We start from the raw sequence: 17057 nt of genomic DNA, 5'->3' as shown, positions 1-17057 counted from the left end.
TGCCAGCCTGGCCCGGAACTTGCACCTTACCTGCCAGGCTGGGGAGCGTTTCCCCGCCTGGAGGCAGCCATGCAGGCCACACCGATCGACGAGCTGCGCAAACCCCACCCGGACCAGCAGCGCATTGATGCGCTCTCTGCCCAGACCCTGCGGGCAACGGCGCTGGAGGTCCTGCGTCGGAAGCAGGTTGATCTCCGCCCCGGTACTTCGGCCCCGATGGGGAGCCTGCCGCGGCAGTAGCCTAGCACTCGCCCAGGCGAGTGATCTTCCCTCCGGAAGAGATGCCTCCCCTGCTCGGCACAGGGGAGGTATCGATTCCGATTGGCTGACAGGCGGCCGGAGAAGGCTGCTCAGTCGGTCTCGAGTCGGACGCTGCCCAAGCTGCTGTTGATAATGATCGTCAGCATCGACCCTTCGCCGGGATGGGCGAAGGCCGTGCCGGATCCGGTCCACTCGCCTTCGGCCTTGACCTCGGATAGTTCACCCCGCACTTCGGCCCGCGCTGGGACTCCCTTGGGGACGATAATCCGCAGGCTGCTCAGCCCGGTGTCGATCCTGACCTCGGCATCCTGCCGGAGCTCACCCCCGAAGTCCAAGATATAGTTCCCCGCCCCAGCCTCGAAGCGCATGTCGGAGAAGTTGGCATTGCCCAATCCGTCCAGGCGAACATTGGAGGCGCCGGTAGTGTAGCGCAGCGTATCCATCGAGACAGGATTCGGCGTCGAGAAAGTGAGCTGCACGGAGGCTGCACCATCGGAGACGTTCAACCCTACCAGGCTGATGCCGCCGAGATCCAGATCCGCCTTGTAGGCTCCGGCATTCACCCTTAGCGCGATTGGCTGCTTGCCCAGCCTGAGATCCCAGCGGTTGATGATCTCCTCACCGCGCAGGTCAGGGATGCCCACGAGTTGCAGGTCGCCCTGGTTCACGGCTACCCGGGTGCCGTCGATCTCAACCTGAGGCTCGAAGTCCGAGATGTTGAAGGTCGCCGTCCCGCTGATCAGGGCGTCCCCCGCGCCCGGGCGGAGGACCAGCTCCCCGGCGCCCATTCCCAGTTCAACCTGCGCCGTGTCCCCCGGCGCGCCAACCGGCTCGATCCTAAGGTCCCGAGTTTCGGTCGGGCCCACCTTGATGTCCGAAGGTGGTATCGGGACGGTTAGACTGCACGCCAGGCTGGCGACCGCCAGCGAGAGCAGGACCAGGGGGAGAATATGCCTCTTCATACGCCACCTCGCAGAACATGTCTGTACCCTGTACGCATCGGGGCCTTGGCGGTTGCGCACTGCCGCTGGGCCCCAGCTGGCTGCCGGGGGAAGCACACGTGCTCCCCTCGCGGGAGAGGAGCACGGCGACAAGGGTTGACCCGTCCGGACGGGCCGACGGTTTCGGGCCTAGTCAGCCGCGGTTCGGCCGCGGTCCGGCCTGCGCCACCGCCGGAGAGACCTCGCCGGCGAACTGCTTGAAGTTGGCGGCGAACCGGCCGGCCAGCACCTGCGCCTGATGGTCATACGCCTTCTCGTCCGCCCACGTGCGGCCAGGCTCCAGAATCTCGTCCGGCACATCCCGGCAGTGCTCGGGGACGGCCAGCCCAAAGTTGGGATCCGTACGATAGGCTGCACCCTCCAATGATCCACTCAGGGCGGCTCGAATCATCGCCCGGGTGAAGCCCAGCTGGATGCGCTCGCCGCTGCCGAATGCGCCGCCGGTCCAACCCGTGTTGATCAGCCACACGATCGCCCTGTGCTGTCCGAGCTTCTCGCCGAGCAGTCGGCCGTAGGCGGAGGGCGGCAACGGAAGGAACGGTGCCCCGAAACAGGCCGAGAAGGTGGCCTGCGGCTCGCTTCCCAAGCCCTTCTCCGTGCCAGCCAACTTGGAGGTGTAGCCGGAAAGAAAGTAGTACATCGCTTGGTCGGGGGTCAGCCTGGCCAACGGAGGGAGCACACCGAAGGCATCGGCGGTCAGGAAGAAGATGTTCTTCGGATGGCCTCCCCGGCCGGAGGGCTCGTGATTGTCGATGAACCCCAGGGGATAGGCCGCCCGCGTGTTCTCCGTCAGACTGATGTCATCGAAATCCACCCGCCGGGTGTCGGTACGGATGGCGGCGTTTTCCAGGACGGTGGCGAACCGGCGGGTTGCCTCCCAGATCAATGGCTCGAGGACCGGGTTGAGGCGAACGGTCTTGGCATAACAGCCGCCCTCGATGTTGAAGACACCATCCTCCCCCCAGCCGTGTTCGTCATCACCGATCAGGCGGCGATCGGGATCGGAGGACAGCGTGGTCTTACCGGTGCCGGAGAGGCCGAAGAACAGGGCCACATCGCCGGCGGCGCCGATGTTCGCCGAGCAGTGCATCGAGAGCACGCCCTGCTTGGGCAGCAGGTAGTTCATCACGGTGAAGACTGCCTTCTTGATCTCGCCGGCGTAGCTGCTTCCGCCGACCAGGATCAAGCCGCGCTCGAAGTTGATGACGATGAAAACCTCGGAGTTGGTGCCGTCTTCTTCGGGGATGGCATGAAACCGGGGCGCGTCCACGATGGTGAAACGAGGGACGTGACTGGACAGGCGCTCGATCGGCAGGCGCAAGAATATGTTGCGCGCGAACAGGCTGTGCCAAGCGGTTTCGGTGATCACCCGCACCGGGACCTGATGCTCCGGGTGAGCGCCGGCTACCACATCCTGCACGTAGACCTCCCTGCCCTGGAAGTAGGCCGTCAACCGCAACGCCAGGCGTTCGAAGCGCGCTTCGTCCATCGGGCGATTGATGGGCCCCCACCAGATCTCAGAGTCGACCGTCCCATCCTGGACAATGAACTTGTCATTGGGCGAGCGGCCGGTGTGATGGCCTGTGCGCACGACCACCGGGCCCAGATGCGCCAGCAGCCCCTCGCGCCGCCGAACGATTCGCTCAACCAGCGCCGGCGATGGCAGGGTCCAGTAGACGGTGTCCAGGTTACGCAGGCCATGATGCTCCAGCCCGTGCGCACTGGGGAATCCGATCGCGTTTGCCATGTTCTCCTCCTCACCGGGTGAGCCGCTGGGGAATGTAACCCTGGGGGCGGTGCGCCGTTGCGCTTCCCTGACAGCCCGGCAGCCGGCCTAACCCGCCATCCGGCCGGCGCTTGGCGGCTACAACCCCTCGGCTTTCGCCTTCTCCCACAGGGCGTCGATCTCTGCCAGGGACATGCCCGAGACCTCCCTGCCCGCCTGATGCGCCAGGGCTTCGACCCTGGCGAACCGCTGACGGAACCGGCCGATGGCCGTTCGCAAGGCGGTCTCGGCGTCCACATCCAGCCGGCGGGCGTAGTTGACGACCGAGAATAGCAGGTCCCCGACCTCCTCGGCCGTCCGTTCCGAACCCGCCTGCGAGATCTCGTCCAGCTCCTCCAGGATCTTCCGCCGCGCTCCGTCGGCCTGCGGCCAATCGAATCCGACTCGGGCCACGCGGGCCTGGATCTCGGCCGCCTGCGCCAGCGCCGGCAGCCCAGCGGGGACGCCCTCGAGCAAGCCCCTGCCCAGCCCGGCCTCCTCCCGCTCCGACGCCTTCAGCGCCTCCCAGTTGCGCAGCACCTGGTCGACCTCCTCCAGCTGTAGATCGCCGAAGACGTGAGGATGGCGCCGGCGGATCTTGTTCTCAATCCCGTGGATGACATCCCCCAGGCTGAACTCGGCGTCCTCAACGGCGATCTGCGCTTGAAGCACGATCTGAAGCAGCAAGTCGCCCAGTTCCTCTCGGAGTGCCGGCACGTCCCCCGTGTCAATCGCCTGCAGCGCTTCGTAGGCTTCCTCCAACAGGTGTGGCCGGAGGGTGGCATGGGTTTGTTCACGGTCCCACGGGCAGCCCTCTGGGGCGCGCAAGTGGGCAACGGTTTCCTGGAAGGCCTCGAGGGAATGCCCCGGGGCCAGGGCCGGAACGAAAAGGGCGGTAAGCGGGCCGATTGCCTCCGATCGATCGATCGCATGCAGCGGCATCCGCTGGACCCGCGCCTCCGACGTTCCGGCGGCATCCACCAGGGCCACGGGGTGTCCCTCAGGATAGGCGTTCATCAGCGTCAGCTTGACATCGGAGGCCACCAGCCGCGAGTATAGCTGGCCCACCAGGGCATTGCGGTCCGGGGGAAACGGCGGGTGGTGCAGCCTGGCCAGTTCCAGGGCGTCGGCCACGAACAATCCGTCGAGGCCGTCGATGCCGAGGGCCGCCAGGCAAGGCCCCAGGAAGCTGATGCCGTGCACTACATGCACAGTCAGATCCCCCCGAGCGGCGCGCCGCAGAAGCTCGGCGACCGTTGCCTCGCCCATACTGGGATCCCCTGGCACGGCGTACACGCAGCCCACCCTGGCCTGGCTGCGCGCCACGACCTCCTCGACGATCTGCTCGTACACCCGCTCGAAGGAATCGGCGGTCTCATACAAGGGATCAAACGTCCGGACGGGGACCGAAGGGGGAATAGCCTCGACAGCCGGATGCATCGTGCGCAGCAAGACTTCCGAGGCGGACCCGAGGATCAGTTTCGCCTGCTCGGTGAGCAGGGCTGGCGAGCCAGGGCCCAGGCCGACAATGTGCAGAGTGGGCAAGGGGCGCTCCTTAGATTCAACGGCACCAGCCGGAGATCCTTCCCCGGCCGGTGATCGTCATTACGGTGAGCGTGCTCGCTGTGAGGCTAGCGCTTGGTGTACGTCGGCGCTTTGCGGGCTCGCTTCAGACCGGGCTTCTTGCGCTCCTTGGCACGTGCGTCTCGCGTCAGGAATCCACCGCCACGCAGCGCGCCGCGGAACTCGGGGTCCAGGCCGAGCAGGGCCCGGGCGACGCCATTGGAGACCGCCGTCGCCTGGCCGGTGATCCCGCCGCCCTTCACCTTGACGGTGACGTCGAGCTTGCCCTCCATCCCGACGGCATTCAGCGGAGCCAGGATGGCTTCGGCGTCTCCGCCACGCGGGAAGTACTCACGCAACCCCTTGTCGTTGACGATGAAGCTGCCGGTCCCCGACGAGATCCGCACCCGGGCAGAACTGGTCTTGCGCCGGCCAACCCCTTCGTAGAACTTGCCTGTCATCTGCGATCCCTTCCTTCGAGGCCCAAGGCCAGCGGTTTCGGCTGCTGCGCCGCATGCGGGTGAGACGGGCCGGCATACACGTGCAGATGCGATAGAAGTTGCCGGCTCATCCGGTTCTTCGGGAGCATACCACGCACTGCGGCCTGGAGCACACGCTCCGGGTGCTTTTCGAGTTGCGCTCGAAGTGTGATCTTCTTCAGCCCACCAGGATATTGCGAATGCCGGTAGTAGACCTTCTGATCCAGCCGCTTTCCGGTGACAGCAACCTTCTCGGCGTTGACGATGATCACGTAGTCACCGGTATGCACACCGGGTGTGAAGATCGGCTTGTCCTTCCCGGAGAGCAGCCGGGCAATCCTGGTCGACATGCGGCCAAGGTTCTGGCCTGCGGCGTCAATAAGGTACCACTGGTGCTCCAGCTCGCTCGGTTTCGGATAATAGGTCTTCTGCACGGTCCAACTCCTGGTGCTCACATCTCTTGCTTCGTCGCCGGCATCGTCACCGGATACCTGACAGCCTCCAGGCACAACCCGCAGGCCGGCGCCAGCTTCCCCGGCCAGGGACAATCCTGGTTGTCCAGGCTCGCCTGCAGCTTCTCCAGGCTCGCCCGCCCCTGGCCGATCGCCATCGTCGCCGCCGCCAGCCGCCGGACCATATGCTGCAGGAAGGCGTCGGCCTCGATCTCGAACCGGCCTGCCTGCGGGCCGATGTCCCAGTCGCAACTCAAGACAGTCCGGACCGTGTGCCCATGGCTTATCGGCGGCCGCCCGAACGCCCCGAAGTCGCGAATTCCACGCAAGCGACGGGCGGCTTCGGCCAACGGTTCCGGATCAGGCGGCGGCCACACCCGCCAGGCATGGCCCTGGCGCAGCGGATCCGGCAGCCGGTCGAAGAACACCGCGTACGAGTACCGGCGGCTGAGCGCCCCAAACCGCGGGTGAAAGCTGTCGGGGACCGGCTGGGTTTCCCGGATCGCCACGTCCCCTGGCAGGGCGGCATTCAGGGCCGCCGTCAACGCCTCAGGCGCGTGGCGCCACGTCAGCCGGAAGGCGATCACTTGTCCGCGGGCGTGTGCCCCGCGATCGGTGCGCCCGGCGGCCAACAGGCGAGGCTCCTGCCACCCCAGGGAGTGCAGGGCGGCTTCGAGCACCGCCTGAACGGTGCGTTGGCCCTCCCCCAGGCGCTGGAACCCGGCGAAGCCGGTACCGTCATAAGCGACGATGGATTTGTAAGTTGCCTTCGGCGGGCACTCTGAGGTGCTCGCCTGTCCTTCTTGCCAGGAGCTCCTACGGCTGCGCGCCCGGTGGAGTTCCGGCGCTGCCGTGGGCCCCACGGGCACAGACTACTCCTCGACCAACTCGAGCAACACGATCTGCGCCGCATCTCCGGCTCGCTCGCCAAGCTTGATCACCCGGGTGTAGCCGCCGGGCCGATTGGCGTAGCGAGGAGCGATCTCATCAAAGAGCTTGCGGACCACGGCCGGGTCATTGAGCCTGCCGGCCGCCAACCGCCGGGCATGAACCATCTTGGACTCGCCGGCGGCGTTGCCGCGCTTGGCGAGGGTGATCAAGTGCTCGGCCGAGCCGCGGATGGCGGCAGCCTTGGCCCGCGTGGTACGCATGCGCTCGTTGCGGAAGAATTCGGTGATCAGGCTGCGCCGGAGCGCAGTCCGCTGGCCGGCCGTCCGCCCCAGCCGATACCCTGCGACTTGATGCCTCATTCCAGCCTACTCCAGTTCCATCGGGGCGGCCTCGGGCTCTGCCTCGAGGAACCCCTTGACCCGCAGCTGGGCCTTCAACTCATCCAGGCTCTTGTCCCCGAAGTTGCGGATCGAAAGCATCGCTTCCGGTCCCTTCTCCAACATCTCGAGCACCTCACCTACGGTCGTGATCCCGGTTCGCTTGAGCGAGTTGAAGACACGCACCGACAGGTCGAGGTTCTCGATCGGGGTCTCGTACATTTCATTCGGAAGCTTGGGCGCTTCCGCCTGTGCCGCCAGCGCCTGAAGGCTATCTTCGGTCACTCCGGCGATGTCGCGCAGGTGGGCGATCAGGACCTGCGCGCTGCGGCTGAGGGCCTCCTCAGGCTTGATCGTGCCGTCTGTCCAGATCTCGATCACCAGGCTGTCGTAGGATGTGTCCTGGCCGACTCGCGCCCTCCCCACCTCGTGCTGCACGCGACGCACCGGTGAGAAGATGGCGTCGGTCGGAAGTTCCCCGATGGGCAGTCGCCCGCGCTCGTCCGAGGGCGAGTAGCCTCGGCCGCGCTGGACCGTCATCTCGATCTCGAGATGCGCCTTGGGGTCGTCAACGGTGAAGAGGTACAGCTCAGGGTTGACGATCTCGACCTCGGCCGGCGTGTAGACATCGGCCGCGGTCACCGTGCCCTCACCTTTGACTTCCAGCCTCAGGCGGGAGCTCTCCCCCTCATGCAGGATCAGGCGCAGCTGCTTGATATTGAGGATGACCTGCAGGACGTCCTCGCGCACGCCGGGAACATCGGAGAATTCGTGCGCCACGTCAGTGATCCGGATTGACGTGATGGCCGCGCCTTCGAGGGAGGAAAGGAGCACCCGGCGCAGCGCGCTGCCGAGGGTGATCCCGTATCCGCTCTCCAGCGGGCTGATAACGAATTTCCCGTAATTCCGGGCTACAGCTTCGCGCTCGATCTTGGGCATGACCATGGTTGTCGTTATTGCCACTTCGGTCCTCCCCGCTTCCCAGCCATGCTTCGCCTAGCGAGAGTAGAACTCGATGATCAGCTGTTCGTGCAGGCTGGCATCGACATCGCTGCGTTCCGGCGCCTGCAGGACCTTGCCGCTGAGGGTCTTCAGATCGCGCTCCAGCCAACGGGGCACGGTGCGCGTTTCGGCAGTGGTCGTCAATCCCTTGAAATAGGTGCGTGAACGCGACCCTTCGCGGACTTCGACCACATCCCCCGGCCTGACGATCATCGACGGCACGTCCGTTCGGCGAAGGTTGACATTGAAGTGACCGTGCGTCACGAGCAGGCGGGCTTGCGGCCGACTCTCGGCCAACCCAAGGCGATAGACCACGTTGTCGAGGCGCCGCTCCAGCATCTCCAGCAGGTTCTCGCCCGTCACGCCGCGGCGCTGAAGCGCAGCCCGGTAGTAGCGGCGGAACTGCTTCTCGGTGACGCCGTAGACGCGGCGCGCCTTCTGCTTCTCCCGCAACTGCCGGCTGTAGTCCGACACCCGGCGGCGCTTGAACTGCGCATCCCTGCCGTGCTCGCCCGGTGGAAACCCGCGGCGTTCGAAAGCGCACTTGGGGGTGAAGCAACGCTGGCCCTTGAGAAACAGCTTCTGGCCCTCTCGCCGGCACAGCTTGCAGACTGGATCAATATTCTTTGCCATCCTTGCAGATTCCCTTCCTCAGTTAGACGCGACGCTTCTTCGGCGGTCGGCAGCCATTGTGCGGCACAGGGGTCACATCGCTGATCGAGCGCACGCGCACGCCGGAGGCTTGGACGGCGCGGATGGCCGCCTCGCGGCCCGGTCCCGGCCCCACGATGAACACGTCGACCTCCTGCAGCCCGAGGTCGGTGGCTGCCGCCACCGCCCGCTCCGCCGCCAGCCGGGCGGCGTAGGGGGTGCTCTTGCGCGAACCCTTGAAACCTGCCGCGCCGGCGCTTCCCGCCAGGACAGCGTTGCCCTGGGTGTCGGTGATCGTCACAATGGTGTTGTTGAAGGTGGCGTGGATATGCACCTGTCCATGCGACAGGGTTCGCCGGGCCTTCTTGCTTCCCGTTCTGCGGGCAGTTCGAGTTGTCGTTCGTGCCATGGACCTTCTCTCGCTCCGTTGATGGCTCCGGACCCGACAGTGCCCACCGGTCAGCCGTACGGGAGGAAGGAGTCCCGTCCGGGGGCGAGCCGGGATCCGTCTCCGGCTACTTCTTCTTGGCGCCGCGGCGCCGACCGCGCCCAGCCACTGTCTTCTTGGGCCCCTTGCGGGTGCGGGCATTCGTACGGGTCCGCTGGCCGCGCGCCGGCAGGTTCCGGCGGTGGCGCAGCCCTCGGTAACAGCCGATGTCGATCAGGCGCTTGATATTCATCTGGACCTCGCGCCTGAGGTCGCCCTCGACGGTCACCTTCTGCCCGATGTAGTCCCGCAGGGCGGCGATCTCGTCCTCGGTCAGGTCCCGAACCCGACGATTGGGGTCGATGTGCGCCTCCGCCAGCGCCTTGCGCGACGTCGTGCGCCCGATCCCGTGGATGTAGGTCAGGCCGATTTCGACTCGCTTGTCGCGCGGCAGGTCAATGCCTTCAATCCGTGCCATGTATCACCCCTGTCGCTGCTTGTGGCGAGGATTCTCGCAGATCACATAGACTTTGCCGCGGCGCCGCACAAGCTTGCACTTGGGACAACGCTTGCGCACTGAAGAGGACACTTTCATGAACCCACACTCCCCCGGTCGGCTTCCCTGGCCATCGGCCAGCCAGCAAAGTAATTATTATATCCTTCTGGCAGCCCCGAGTCCAGGCCTGACGGCAGACTGGTCAGCACCCGAGGGCCATCGGCAGTTACCGCCACCGTATGCTCGAAATGGGCAGTCAGCCGGCTATCGAGCGAGGCCACCGTCCACTGATCGCGCAGCACATGGGTCGCCGGCCGGCCAGCGAGAACCATCGGCTCCAAGGCGATCGTCATGCCCTTCTTGAGAGCCAGGCCTGTCCCTGCCGTGCCGTAGTTCGGCACCTGCGGATCCTCATGCATGGCCCGCCCGACTCCGTGTCCGGTGTACTCGCGGACTACATTGAACCCGGCCGCCTCCACCGTGCTCTGGACCGCAGCCGAGACGTCGCCGGTTCGCTGGCCGGGCCGCATATGCTCGATGCCCGCCAACAGCGCCCCCAGCGTTGCCTCGATCAGGCGGCGCGCCTCCTCCGAAACCTCCCCCACCGCCAGGGTCAGCGCCGAGTCGCCCACGAAACCCTCGACAACTGCGCCGCAATCAATGCTGACGATGTCCCCGGGCAGGAGACGGCGGTCCCCCGGGATGCCGTGTACCAGCTCTTCATTGACGCTGATCGTCGTCACCGCCGGGTACGGGATCGTGCCGCCATACCCCAGAAAAGCGGCCTTGGCCCCATGCCGCAGCAGGACTTCGGCCGCCGCCTCATCCAGCTCGGCCGTGCGCACGGAAGGCCGGGCCTGGCAGGCCGCAGCCGCCAGGGCCAGAGCATTGATCCGCCCGGCCTCCTGCATCAGGTCTAGCTCGCGGTCGCTCTTCAGCACGACCCCTCGCTGCGCACGAAGTCCGGGCGGGAAGGCACCGGCCAGAGCGGCGGGATACTTCATGCCTTCACCTTGTCTTCCACCACCGTCAGCAAGCGGGCCGTGACGACCTCGGGTTTCGGGCTTCCATCGACCTCGAGCAGCAAGCCTCTCTTCCGATAGTAGTCCACCAGGACTTGCGTCTGCTCCAGGTACACCCGCAGCCGCTCGTTGACGGTCTCGCGCCGGTCGTCGTCCCGCTGGTACAACTCCGACCCGTCCAAGTCACACCTGCCCGGAGTCTTGGGCGGAGTGGCCACTTGGTGATAAATATGGCCGCCTGCCCGGCACACCCATCGGCCGCACAGGCGCTCGATCAGGATGTCCGGCTGGACGTTGAGCAGGACGACCGCGGCCACCTCGCCTTCCAGCCCGGTCGCCAGCTTGTCGAGGGCAGCGGCCTGGGCCGGGGTTCGCGGGAAACCGTCCAGCACGGCGCCGGCGCCGCAGTCCGGCTCCTGCAGTCGAGCCTTGACCATGCCGACCGTGACCTCGTCCGGCACCAAGTGGCCTCGCCGGATGTAGGTGTCGGCTAGCTTGCCCAGATCGGTTTGGTTCTTAAGGTGCTCGCGGAACAGGTCGCCGCTCGACACGTGCGCCAGGCCAAGGGCGGCGCTGAGCGCCCTGGCCTGAGTACCTTTTCCGGCACCTGGGGCGCCGATCAACACGACGTACCGCTTCACCCGCGCTCCTAACGCACCAGGACTGCGGAGTCATAGCCGCGCAGCTTAAGTTCGGCTTCGATTGACCGGTACACATCGCGCACGACACCCACCACGATCAGTAGGCCGGCCGAGGTGATCAGCAACCCACCGCCCGCCTGGGCCGCCGGGAAGAACACGGTCACCAGGAACGGCAGGATGGCGACCAGGCCCAGGAAGAAGGCCCCCGGCAGCGTGATCCGGCGCAGCACTCGCGTGAGATAGCGCTGGGTGGGCACTCCTTGGGCTACTCCCGGGATCTGCGCCCCCGAACGCTTCAGGTTCTCCCCGTAGTTCTGCTGCTGGAACAGCACATCGGTGTAGAAGAAGGTGAAGAAGACGACAAAGATGAAGTAGGTAATCCAGTAGGCGCCGTTCGACGGACTGACGGCGTTCTGCAGCCACAAGCCCAGGTTGCGCAGAAATTCCGCCTGGGCATTCACAAAGAACGTCGCCAGGATGGAGGGGAAGGTCAAGATCGCCTGGGCAAAGATCAGCGGGATCATGCCCGCCATGTTGACCATCAGTGGCAGGGTGCCTCGCACCGGCATGGACATGCGGTTGCCCACCCGGCGTCCCGGATACAGGACGGGGATCAAGCGGCGGCCTTCCTGGACGATGATGATGGCGAAGATCGTGAACACGGTCAGGGCCGCCATGAACAGCCCCAGAGCCACCCGGGTCTGCTCGTCGGCCAGGATGCGCCCAAACTGAGCGGGAATGCGGGCAACGATCCCGGCGAAGATGATCAGCGACAGGCCCTGGTTGCGGATGCCGAATTCAGAGATCAGCTCACCCAGCCAGATGGCGAACATCGTCCCGGCAGTCATGCTGATCAGCATCGTCGCCGTGGCCAGGTTCATGCCAATCGGCTCCACCAGGATGACCTGCCCGCCGGCGATGGCGGTCTGCTCAAAGATGCGGATCTGGCTGTAACCCTGCAGGGTAGCCATCGGGACGGCCAGGAGGTACGTCCAGCGCTCCATCCACTTGCGGCCTTCGCGCGGGTCTTCCTCCATTCTGCGTTGCAGCGAGGGGATGATTGGAACCAGCACCTGCAGGATGATCTGGGCGGTGATGTATGGATACACCCCCATCGCCAGGACCGAGAAGTTCGTGACCGTGCCCCCCGAGAGCAGGTCGAGCAAGCCCAGCAACTGCGACTGGCTGCCGGCGCCCGATACCACGGCCTGGATGGCCGCCTGGTTGATGTTGGGAACAGGCACGTGCGCCACGAGGCGATATAGCGTCAGCAGACCGGCCGAGATCAGCAGCCGGTTGCGGATGTCGGCCGAGATGGTCAGAAAGCGCAGCGGCGAACGCTTCATGCAAGGCTCCCTTCGAGCGGCAAGGTCGACATCAGGCGGGGAGGATCTCCACCCTGCCGCCCGCCTTCTCGAGCTTGGCGCGGGCGCTTCGGCTGACGCGGTGCACCTTCACGATTAGTGCCGACTGGGTCTGGCCACGGCCGAGGAGCACGATCGGCTTGCCGGGGTCGATGAGCTTGGCCTGGGCCAGCACATCCGGCGTCACCTCAGTCCCGGCAGGGAACAGCGCCAACTGGTCGAGGTTGACCTCGTTCCACTGCCTGCGGCGGATGTTGGTGAAGCCGCGCTTGACCGGCAGGCTCCGGTAGAACGGCAGATTGCCGCCCTGCCGGTACAGCTTGCCTCCGGAGCCGGCGCGGGCGCCTTGGCCCTTGGTGCCGCGGCCGGCCGTCTTGCCCTTGCCGGCGGCAATGCCGCGGCCGACGCGTGTCCGGGCCCTCTTGGCGCCCGGCCTTGGCTTGAGATCATGCAGATTCATACCGCGCTACTCCTCCAGCCTGACCAGGTGGTTGACGCTCGCCACCATGCCCCGCACGGCCGGGTTGTCGGCGTGTTCAATGGTCTGATTCAGCCGGCGCAACCCGAGGGCTCGCACTGTCCGCTTCTGTCGCTGGCTGTAGCCGATCGGGCTCCGGACGAGCGTGACCCGGATCTTCCCAGTCGAGGTGCCGCTCTTAGGCATGGCGTTTGCGCTCCCAGAACGGCCTCAGCTCGTCGGCTGACTTGCCGCGCATCGCCGCCTCGGCCTCCACCTGCCGCAGCTTCTGCAGGCCGGCCAAGGTGGCGTTGGCCACGTTCAGCACGCTGGAGCTCCCGAGGGACTTGGTCAGGATGTCGCGCACGCCGGCCGCTTCGAGCACGGCCCGCACGGCCCCGCCGGCGATCACGCCCGTGCCGGGCGAGGCCGGCTTGAGCATCACCTTGGCCCCGCCGTACTTCGAGATCAGCTCGTGCGGGATCGTCGTGCCGGCCATGGTGATCGGGCCCATGTTCTTGCGGGCCCGCTCGGTTGCCTTGCGGATGGCGTCAGGGACGCCGCGGGCTTTGCCCACGCCAAGGCCGACCTGGCCGTGGTGGTCGCCGGCGACTACGGTCACGCGGAAGGTGAACCGGCGCCCGCCTTTGACCACTTTCGCCACGCGGGCGATGTCGATGACGCGCTCGTCCAGTTCATCTCGCTCTTCGAGTCGCTCTCGGAAGTCATTTCTAGCCATAACTCACTCCGCCTAGAATACCGGCTACCCCTAGAACTCGAGGCCGGCTTCCCTCGCCGCATCGGCGAGCGCCTGGATGCGGCCCTGATAGCGGTAGCCGCCCCGATCGAAGACAACCTTGCTGATCCCTTTCGCCCGGGCGCGCTCGGCGATCGCCTTGCCTACCAGCCGGGCCTGCTCGGTCTTCTTCTGGCCCTTGGCCTGCCCCCCGATTTCGGCATCCAGCGTCGACGCCGATGCCAGGGTGACCCCCAGGCTGTCGTCGATCACCTGAGCGAAAATGCCGGCCAGGCTGCGATAGACGTTCAAGCGCGGGCGTTCGCTGCTGCCCTCGACCTTCTTCCGGACGCGGGCGTGCCGCCGCTTGCGCATTTGCTCGCGTGATTTGTTGGCCATAGTTAGCCTACCTTGCCCGCCTTCCCGGACTTGCGTCGGACATGCTCGCCACTGTAGCGAATGCCCTTCCCCTTGTAGGGCTCGGGCGGGCGCACCTTCCGGATGTCGGCCGCCACCTGACCCACCTGTTCCTTGTCGGCCCCGGCCACCCGGATGAGGCGCGTCCGATCCTCCACCTGGAAGAAGATCCCTTCTGGCGCGGCGATCTTCACAGGATGCGAGTAGCCGACGTTCAGGACCAGGTCCTTGCCGCTCATCTCCGCCCGGTAGCCGACGCCTTCGACCTGCAGCGTGCGCTCAAATCCCTGGCTGACGCCGAGCACCATGTTGTTCAGCAGGGCCCGCGTCAGGCCGTGTAGCGCCCGGACCTTCGGCGCATCGGAAGGGCGCTCCACCCGCAGGATGGCGCCCTCTAGCACCAGCGTCATCTCGGGACGGAACGATTTCTTCAATTCACCCTTCGGCCCCTTGACCACGACATCCTGACCGTCGATGTCCACCTGAACGCCGCCGGGGATGCTGATCGGGGCTCGTCCTACTCTCGACACGCTGGCCTCCTCTTACCCCGCCTTATGCCGCGATCACCACACATGGCACAGGACTTCGCCGCCGAGACCCATCCGGCGGGCGCGCAGGCCGGTCATCACGCCCTTGGGCGTGGACAGGATCGCCACGCCGAGGCCCGACCGCACCCAGGGGATCTTCTGCTTGCCCACGTATACCCGCCTCCCCGGCCGGCTGACACGCTTGAGGCCGGCGATCACGGGATGGCGTTCCCGGCGCTCCCCCACGTACTTGAGGTTCAGCCGCAAGACGCGGCCGATCCCCTGCTCGGCGGAGGCTTGCTCGAAGGATTCCACAAAGCCCTCGTCCACCAGGATCTGGGCGATGGCCTGCTTGATCTTCGAGTCCGGGATACTGACGATCTTATGACCGGCCATCACGCCGTTCCGGATCCGCGTCAGCATGTCAGCAATTGGATCAGTGACTACCATGGCTACCACTCCTGCCAGTGCTACCAGGATGACTTGACCAGGCCTGGAATCTTGCCCTCCAGGGCCTGCTCCCGCAGGCAAATGCGGCACATTTCAAACCGGCGGTAGTAGCCGCGCGGCCGACCGCACAATCGACAGCGGTTGCGGACGCGGCCCGGATACTTGCGCCGGGTTTCTCGGATCGACATGCACTTCTTCGCCATGCTACACGCCCCTCGCGAACGGCATTCCCATCAGCTGAAGCAGGCGCCGGGCCTGCTCGTCATTGGGCGCGCTGGTCACGATTGTCACCTCGAAGCCGCGCACCTTATCGATCTTGTCGTACTGGATCTCCGGAAAGATGATCTGCTCCCGGATGCCCAGGGTGTAGTTGCCGCGCCCATCGAAGCTGTCGCCCGACACGCCTCGGAAGTCACGCGTGCGCGGCAGGGCGACATTGATCAACCGGTCCAGGAATGACCACATGCGCTCACCGCGCAGAGTTACCTTGACCCCGATGGACCGTCCCTCGCGCAACTTGAAGGCGGCGATACTGCGGCGGGCCTTGGTCACCACCGGTTTCTGGCCAGTGATCAGCGTCAGATCGGCCACCGCCGAATCCAACGCCTTGGCGTTGTCGAGCGCCTCCCCGACGCCGATGTTCACCACCACCTTCTCGATCCGAGGGACTTGCATCGGATTGTCGAGGCCGAATTCCTTCGTGAGTGCCGGCGCCACATCCTGCTGGTGGCGCTCCTTCATGTGATGAGCCATACTTATCGAACTCCCCTACCCTCAGGCGTCAATGACGGCCTGGCATTTCTTGCACACCCGCCGGGCCTTGCCGCTTTCGCGGTCGATGCCGACCCGGGATGCCTTGCCGCACTTCGGGCACACCAGGAGCACCTTCGAGAGGCTGATCGGCGCCTCGAACGTCATGATCCCTGGGGTGACGGTCCTTCCGGCTGCCTGCACCTGCCGTTGGTGCTTCTTCCGGGTATTGATGCCCTTGACCACCACCCGGCTTTCCTTGGGCAGCACCCGCAGCACCTCGCCCCGCACACCGCGGTAGGCGCCGGTGATGACCTCGACTGTATCCCCTCGCCGTATCTTTGGATTCACCGCCACAGCCTCCTACAGAACTTCCGGCGCGAGCGAGACGATCTTGGTGAACCCCTTCTCGCGCAGCTCGCGGGCGACCGGGCCGAAGATGCGGGTCCCCTTCGGGTTCATGGTATCCGCATCCAGGATCACCGCCGCATTGTCGTCGAAGCGGATGTACGAGCCGTCCTCGCGCCGATACTCCTTGGCGGTGCGCACGACCACAGCTTTGACGACCTCGCTCTTCTTGACCGACCCATGCGGTGCGGCGGACTTAACGGTGGCCACCACAACATCGCCCACCCGGCCGTAATGCCGGCGCGAGCCGCCCAAGATGCGAATCACCAGGAGTTCTCGCCCGCCGGTGTTGTCGGCCACCTTGATACGGGATTCCTGCTGGATCATGCATCCCCCTCCGCCGTCGCAACTGCCGCCTCGGCCGGCTCGAGGTCGGGGAGGCCGGCCTCTACCACGGATGCGGCCACCAACTGCTCCTCGCTGGCGCGCCGCAGGATCGTTTCGACCACCCACCGCTTGCGGGCCGAGATCGGCCGGCTCTCGAGGATCTGCACCAGATCCCCCGGCCGGCAGCCGAGCTCGTCGTGCGCCAGAAACATCTTGCGGGCGTGCACCACCTTGCCGTACAGCGGGTGGCGATAGCTGCGGTCAACCTGCACCGTGACTGTCTTCTGCATCTTGGCCCGGGTGACCACACCCGACATACGGCGTCGATTGTTGCTCATGCCTCACTCCCCTCGGCCTGCGCCGCCAGCTCGCGCTGCCGCAGGATGGTCTCGAAACGAGCCACGTCCCTGCGGGCGGCGCGCATCCGGGTATGATCGCTCAGCTGCCCGGTTGCGAACTGAAAGCGCAGCTTGAAACAGGTCTGGCGGGCATCGTCGAGCTTGGAGCGGATTTCTTCCGTCGAGAGGGCGCGAATATCTTCGGCTTTCATAGCCTACTCGCCTCCCGTCAGATCGGTCCGCTTGGCGAACTTG

Annotated in this window: 28 protein-coding genes; 1 reads left to right on the top strand and 27 read right to left on the bottom strand. The window is 65.8% G+C overall.

Translation table 11 applies throughout. The annotated features are described in order from the left end of the window. The coding region (locus MUO23_01890) for a hypothetical protein (protein MCJ7511705.1) at positions 1-240 on the top strand (240 nt) is incomplete at its 5' end. Positions 241-350: 110 nt separating this feature from the next. Here the strand turns inward: MUO23_01890 and MUO23_01885 are convergent. The 27 genes from MUO23_01885 to rpmC all read right to left on the bottom strand — a co-directional run bounded on the left by MUO23_01885 (position 351) and on the right by rpmC (position 17014). Further along, a complete protein-coding gene (locus MUO23_01885) occupies positions 351-1223 on the bottom strand; it encodes a toast rack family protein (GenBank protein MCJ7511704.1) in 873 nt (290 codons plus the stop codon). A 172-nt stretch (positions 1224-1395) separates the two neighbouring features. Then, a complete protein-coding gene (pckA, locus tag MUO23_01880) occupies positions 1396-3009 on the bottom strand; it encodes a phosphoenolpyruvate carboxykinase (ATP) (GenBank protein ID MCJ7511703.1) in 1614 nt (537 codons plus the stop codon). A 117-nt stretch (positions 3010-3126) separates the two neighbouring features. After that, the gene (gene mazG / locus MUO23_01875; GenBank protein MCJ7511702.1) at positions 3127-4572 is read right to left on the bottom strand and encodes a nucleoside triphosphate pyrophosphohydrolase; all 1446 of its coding nucleotides are present in this window, start codon (positions 4570-4572) and stop codon (positions 3127-3129) included. 86 nt (positions 4573-4658) lie between these two features. Then, positions 4659-5051, bottom strand: coding sequence for a 30S ribosomal protein S9 (gene rpsI / locus MUO23_01870; protein MCJ7511701.1), 393 nt, complete (start codon positions 5049-5051; stop codon positions 4659-4661). Next, positions 5048-5503: a 50S ribosomal protein L13 gene (gene rplM / locus MUO23_01865; protein MCJ7511700.1), complete on the bottom strand. Its 456-nt coding sequence runs from the start codon at positions 5501-5503 to the stop codon at positions 5048-5050. The genes rpsI and rplM overlap by 4 nt, the downstream gene beginning before the upstream one ends. A 17-nt stretch (positions 5504-5520) precedes the next feature. Next, complete coding sequence (gene truA / locus MUO23_01860; protein ID MCJ7511699.1) at positions 5521-6390, bottom strand: tRNA pseudouridine(38-40) synthase TruA; 870 nt, start codon at positions 6388-6390, stop codon at positions 5521-5523. Positions 6391-6393: 3 nt separating this feature from the next. Then, positions 6394-6771 carry a 50S ribosomal protein L17 gene (gene rplQ, locus MUO23_01855; protein MCJ7511698.1) on the bottom strand — a complete coding sequence of 126 codons (378 nt, stop codon included), beginning with the start codon at positions 6769-6771 and terminating at the stop codon, positions 6394-6396. A 6-nt stretch (positions 6772-6777) separates the two neighbouring features. Continuing rightward, the gene (locus MUO23_01850; protein MCJ7511697.1) at positions 6778-7752 is read right to left on the bottom strand and encodes a DNA-directed RNA polymerase subunit alpha; all 975 of its coding nucleotides are present in this window, start codon (positions 7750-7752) and stop codon (positions 6778-6780) included. 33 nt (positions 7753-7785) lie between these two features. Further along, complete coding sequence (gene rpsD / locus MUO23_01845) at positions 7786-8424, bottom strand: 30S ribosomal protein S4 (GenBank protein ID MCJ7511696.1); 639 nt, start codon at positions 8422-8424, stop codon at positions 7786-7788. A gap of 22 nt (positions 8425-8446) precedes the next feature. After that, complete coding sequence (gene rpsK, locus MUO23_01840) at positions 8447-8851, bottom strand: 30S ribosomal protein S11 (protein MCJ7511695.1); 405 nt, start codon at positions 8849-8851, stop codon at positions 8447-8449. A gap of 106 nt (positions 8852-8957) precedes the next feature. Further along, complete coding sequence (rpsM, locus tag MUO23_01835; GenBank protein MCJ7511694.1) at positions 8958-9347, bottom strand: 30S ribosomal protein S13; 390 nt, start codon at positions 9345-9347, stop codon at positions 8958-8960. Positions 9348-9350: 3 nt separating this feature from the next. Beyond that, entirely contained in the window at positions 9351-9464 is a 114-nt protein-coding gene (gene rpmJ, locus MUO23_01830) for a 50S ribosomal protein L36 (protein ID MCJ7511693.1), read from the bottom strand. Next, a complete protein-coding gene (gene map / locus MUO23_01825; GenBank protein ID MCJ7511692.1) occupies positions 9461-10369 on the bottom strand; it encodes a type I methionyl aminopeptidase in 909 nt (302 codons plus the stop codon). The genes rpmJ and map overlap by 4 nt, the downstream gene beginning before the upstream one ends. After that, a complete protein-coding gene (locus MUO23_01820) occupies positions 10366-11028 on the bottom strand; it encodes an adenylate kinase (protein ID MCJ7511691.1) in 663 nt (220 codons plus the stop codon). Before MUO23_01820 ends, map begins: the two co-directional genes overlap by 4 nt. An 8-nt stretch (positions 11029-11036) precedes the next feature. Continuing rightward, complete coding sequence (gene secY / locus MUO23_01815; GenBank protein ID MCJ7511690.1) at positions 11037-12374, bottom strand: preprotein translocase subunit SecY; 1338 nt, start codon at positions 12372-12374, stop codon at positions 11037-11039. Positions 12375-12405: 31 nt separating this feature from the next. Beyond that, complete coding sequence (gene rplO / locus MUO23_01810; GenBank protein MCJ7511689.1) at positions 12406-12852, bottom strand: 50S ribosomal protein L15; 447 nt, start codon at positions 12850-12852, stop codon at positions 12406-12408. 6 nt (positions 12853-12858) lie between these two features. Next, positions 12859-13056 carry a 50S ribosomal protein L30 gene (gene rpmD, locus MUO23_01805; GenBank protein MCJ7511688.1) on the bottom strand — a complete coding sequence of 66 codons (198 nt, stop codon included), beginning with the start codon at positions 13054-13056 and terminating at the stop codon, positions 12859-12861. Then, complete coding sequence (gene rpsE, locus MUO23_01800) at positions 13049-13588, bottom strand: 30S ribosomal protein S5 (GenBank protein MCJ7511687.1); 540 nt, start codon at positions 13586-13588, stop codon at positions 13049-13051. Before rpsE ends, rpmD begins: the two co-directional genes overlap by 8 nt. Positions 13589-13618: 30 nt before the next feature. Further along, complete coding sequence (gene rplR, locus MUO23_01795; protein ID MCJ7511686.1) at positions 13619-13984, bottom strand: 50S ribosomal protein L18; 366 nt, start codon at positions 13982-13984, stop codon at positions 13619-13621. A 2-nt stretch (positions 13985-13986) separates the two neighbouring features. Next, complete coding sequence (gene rplF, locus MUO23_01790) at positions 13987-14532, bottom strand: 50S ribosomal protein L6 (protein MCJ7511685.1); 546 nt, start codon at positions 14530-14532, stop codon at positions 13987-13989. A 33-nt stretch (positions 14533-14565) separates the two neighbouring features. Continuing rightward, positions 14566-14979, bottom strand: a complete 414-nt coding sequence (rpsH, locus tag MUO23_01785; GenBank protein ID MCJ7511684.1) for a 30S ribosomal protein S8 — start codon at positions 14977-14979, stop codon at positions 14566-14568. 20 nt (positions 14980-14999) lie between these two features. After that, positions 15000-15182, bottom strand: a complete 183-nt coding sequence (locus MUO23_01780; protein MCJ7511683.1) for a type Z 30S ribosomal protein S14 — start codon at positions 15180-15182, stop codon at positions 15000-15002. Between the two features lies 1 nt (position 15183). Then, a complete protein-coding gene (gene rplE / locus MUO23_01775) occupies positions 15184-15732 on the bottom strand; it encodes a 50S ribosomal protein L5 (protein MCJ7511682.1) in 549 nt (182 codons plus the stop codon). Between the two features lie 21 nt (positions 15733-15753). After that, on the bottom strand, positions 15754-16080 hold the full coding sequence (gene rplX / locus MUO23_01770) for a 50S ribosomal protein L24 (GenBank protein ID MCJ7511681.1): 327 nt from the start codon (positions 16078-16080) through the stop codon (positions 15754-15756). Positions 16081-16092: 12 nt separating this feature from the next. Further along, positions 16093-16464: a 50S ribosomal protein L14 gene (gene rplN, locus MUO23_01765; protein ID MCJ7511680.1), complete on the bottom strand. Its 372-nt coding sequence runs from the start codon at positions 16462-16464 to the stop codon at positions 16093-16095. After that, on the bottom strand, positions 16461-16802 hold the full coding sequence (gene rpsQ, locus MUO23_01760; protein ID MCJ7511679.1) for a 30S ribosomal protein S17: 342 nt from the start codon (positions 16800-16802) through the stop codon (positions 16461-16463). The genes rplN and rpsQ overlap by 4 nt, the downstream gene beginning before the upstream one ends. Then, the gene (rpmC, locus tag MUO23_01755) at positions 16799-17014 is read right to left on the bottom strand and encodes a 50S ribosomal protein L29 (GenBank protein MCJ7511678.1); all 216 of its coding nucleotides are present in this window, start codon (positions 17012-17014) and stop codon (positions 16799-16801) included. The genes rpsQ and rpmC overlap by 4 nt, the downstream gene beginning before the upstream one ends. Positions 17015-17057: the final 43 nt, after the last annotated feature.

It is taken from the genome of Anaerolineales bacterium (assembly GCA_022866145.1).
Lineage (GTDB): Bacteria > Chloroflexota > Anaerolineae > Anaerolineales > E44-bin32 > PFL42.
Note: the sequence above shows the minus strand (reverse complement) of the source record. Positions and strands in the feature narration are given on the sequence as shown.

What these genes read in the sequence shown, in the direction of transcription:
- pckA (MCJ7511703.1), bottom strand. Translation starts at nt 3,009, where the DNA reads ATGGCAAACGCGATCGGATTCCCCAGTGCGCACGGGCTGGAGCATCAT.
- rpsQ (MCJ7511679.1), bottom strand. Translation starts at nt 16,802, where the DNA reads ATGAGCAACAATCGACGCCGTATGTCGGGTGTGGTCACCCGGGCCAAG.
- rpsK (MCJ7511695.1), bottom strand. Translation starts at nt 8,851, where the DNA reads ATGGCACGAACGACAACTCGAACTGCCCGCAGAACGGGAAGCAAGAAG.
- rpsM (MCJ7511694.1), bottom strand. Translation starts at nt 9,347, where the DNA reads ATGGCACGGATTGAAGGCATTGACCTGCCGCGCGACAAGCGAGTCGAA.
- rpmC (MCJ7511678.1), bottom strand. Translation starts at nt 17,014, where the DNA reads ATGAAAGCCGAAGATATTCGCGCCCTCTCGACGGAAGAAATCCGCTCC.
- rpsI (MCJ7511701.1), bottom strand. Translation starts at nt 5,051, where the DNA reads ATGACAGGCAAGTTCTACGAAGGGGTTGGCCGGCGCAAGACCAGTTCT.
- rpsD (MCJ7511696.1), bottom strand. Translation starts at nt 8,424, where the DNA reads ATGGCAAAGAATATTGATCCAGTCTGCAAGCTGTGCCGGCGAGAGGGC.
- rplN (MCJ7511680.1), bottom strand. Translation starts at nt 16,464, where the DNA reads ATGATCCAGCAGGAATCCCGTATCAAGGTGGCCGACAACACCGGCGGG.
- secY (MCJ7511690.1), bottom strand. Translation starts at nt 12,374, where the DNA reads ATGAAGCGTTCGCCGCTGCGCTTTCTGACCATCTCGGCCGACATCCGC.
- rplO (MCJ7511689.1), bottom strand. Translation starts at nt 12,852, where the DNA reads ATGAATCTGCATGATCTCAAGCCAAGGCCGGGCGCCAAGAGGGCCCGG.
- rpmJ (MCJ7511693.1), bottom strand. Translation starts at nt 9,464, where the DNA reads ATGAAAGTGTCCTCTTCAGTGCGCAAGCGTTGTCCCAAGTGCAAGCTT.
- rpsH (MCJ7511684.1), bottom strand. Translation starts at nt 14,979, where the DNA reads ATGGTAGTCACTGATCCAATTGCTGACATGCTGACGCGGATCCGGAAC.
- MUO23_01885 (MCJ7511704.1), bottom strand. Translation starts at nt 1,223, where the DNA reads ATGAAGAGGCATATTCTCCCCCTGGTCCTGCTCTCGCTGGCGGTCGCC.
- rpsE (MCJ7511687.1), bottom strand. Translation starts at nt 13,588, where the DNA reads ATGGCTAGAAATGACTTCCGAGAGCGACTCGAAGAGCGAGATGAACTG.
- MUO23_01780 (MCJ7511683.1), bottom strand. Translation starts at nt 15,182, where the DNA reads ATGGCGAAGAAGTGCATGTCGATCCGAGAAACCCGGCGCAAGTATCCG.
- rplE (MCJ7511682.1), bottom strand. Translation starts at nt 15,732, where the DNA reads ATGGCTCATCACATGAAGGAGCGCCACCAGCAGGATGTGGCGCCGGCA.
- rpmD (MCJ7511688.1), bottom strand. Translation starts at nt 13,056, where the DNA reads ATGCCTAAGAGCGGCACCTCGACTGGGAAGATCCGGGTCACGCTCGTC.
- rplQ (MCJ7511698.1), bottom strand. Translation starts at nt 6,771, where the DNA reads ATGAGGCATCAAGTCGCAGGGTATCGGCTGGGGCGGACGGCCGGCCAG.
- map (MCJ7511692.1), bottom strand. Translation starts at nt 10,369, where the DNA reads ATGAAGTATCCCGCCGCTCTGGCCGGTGCCTTCCCGCCCGGACTTCGT.
- rplR (MCJ7511686.1), bottom strand. Translation starts at nt 13,984, where the DNA reads ATGGCCAACAAATCACGCGAGCAAATGCGCAAGCGGCGGCACGCCCGC.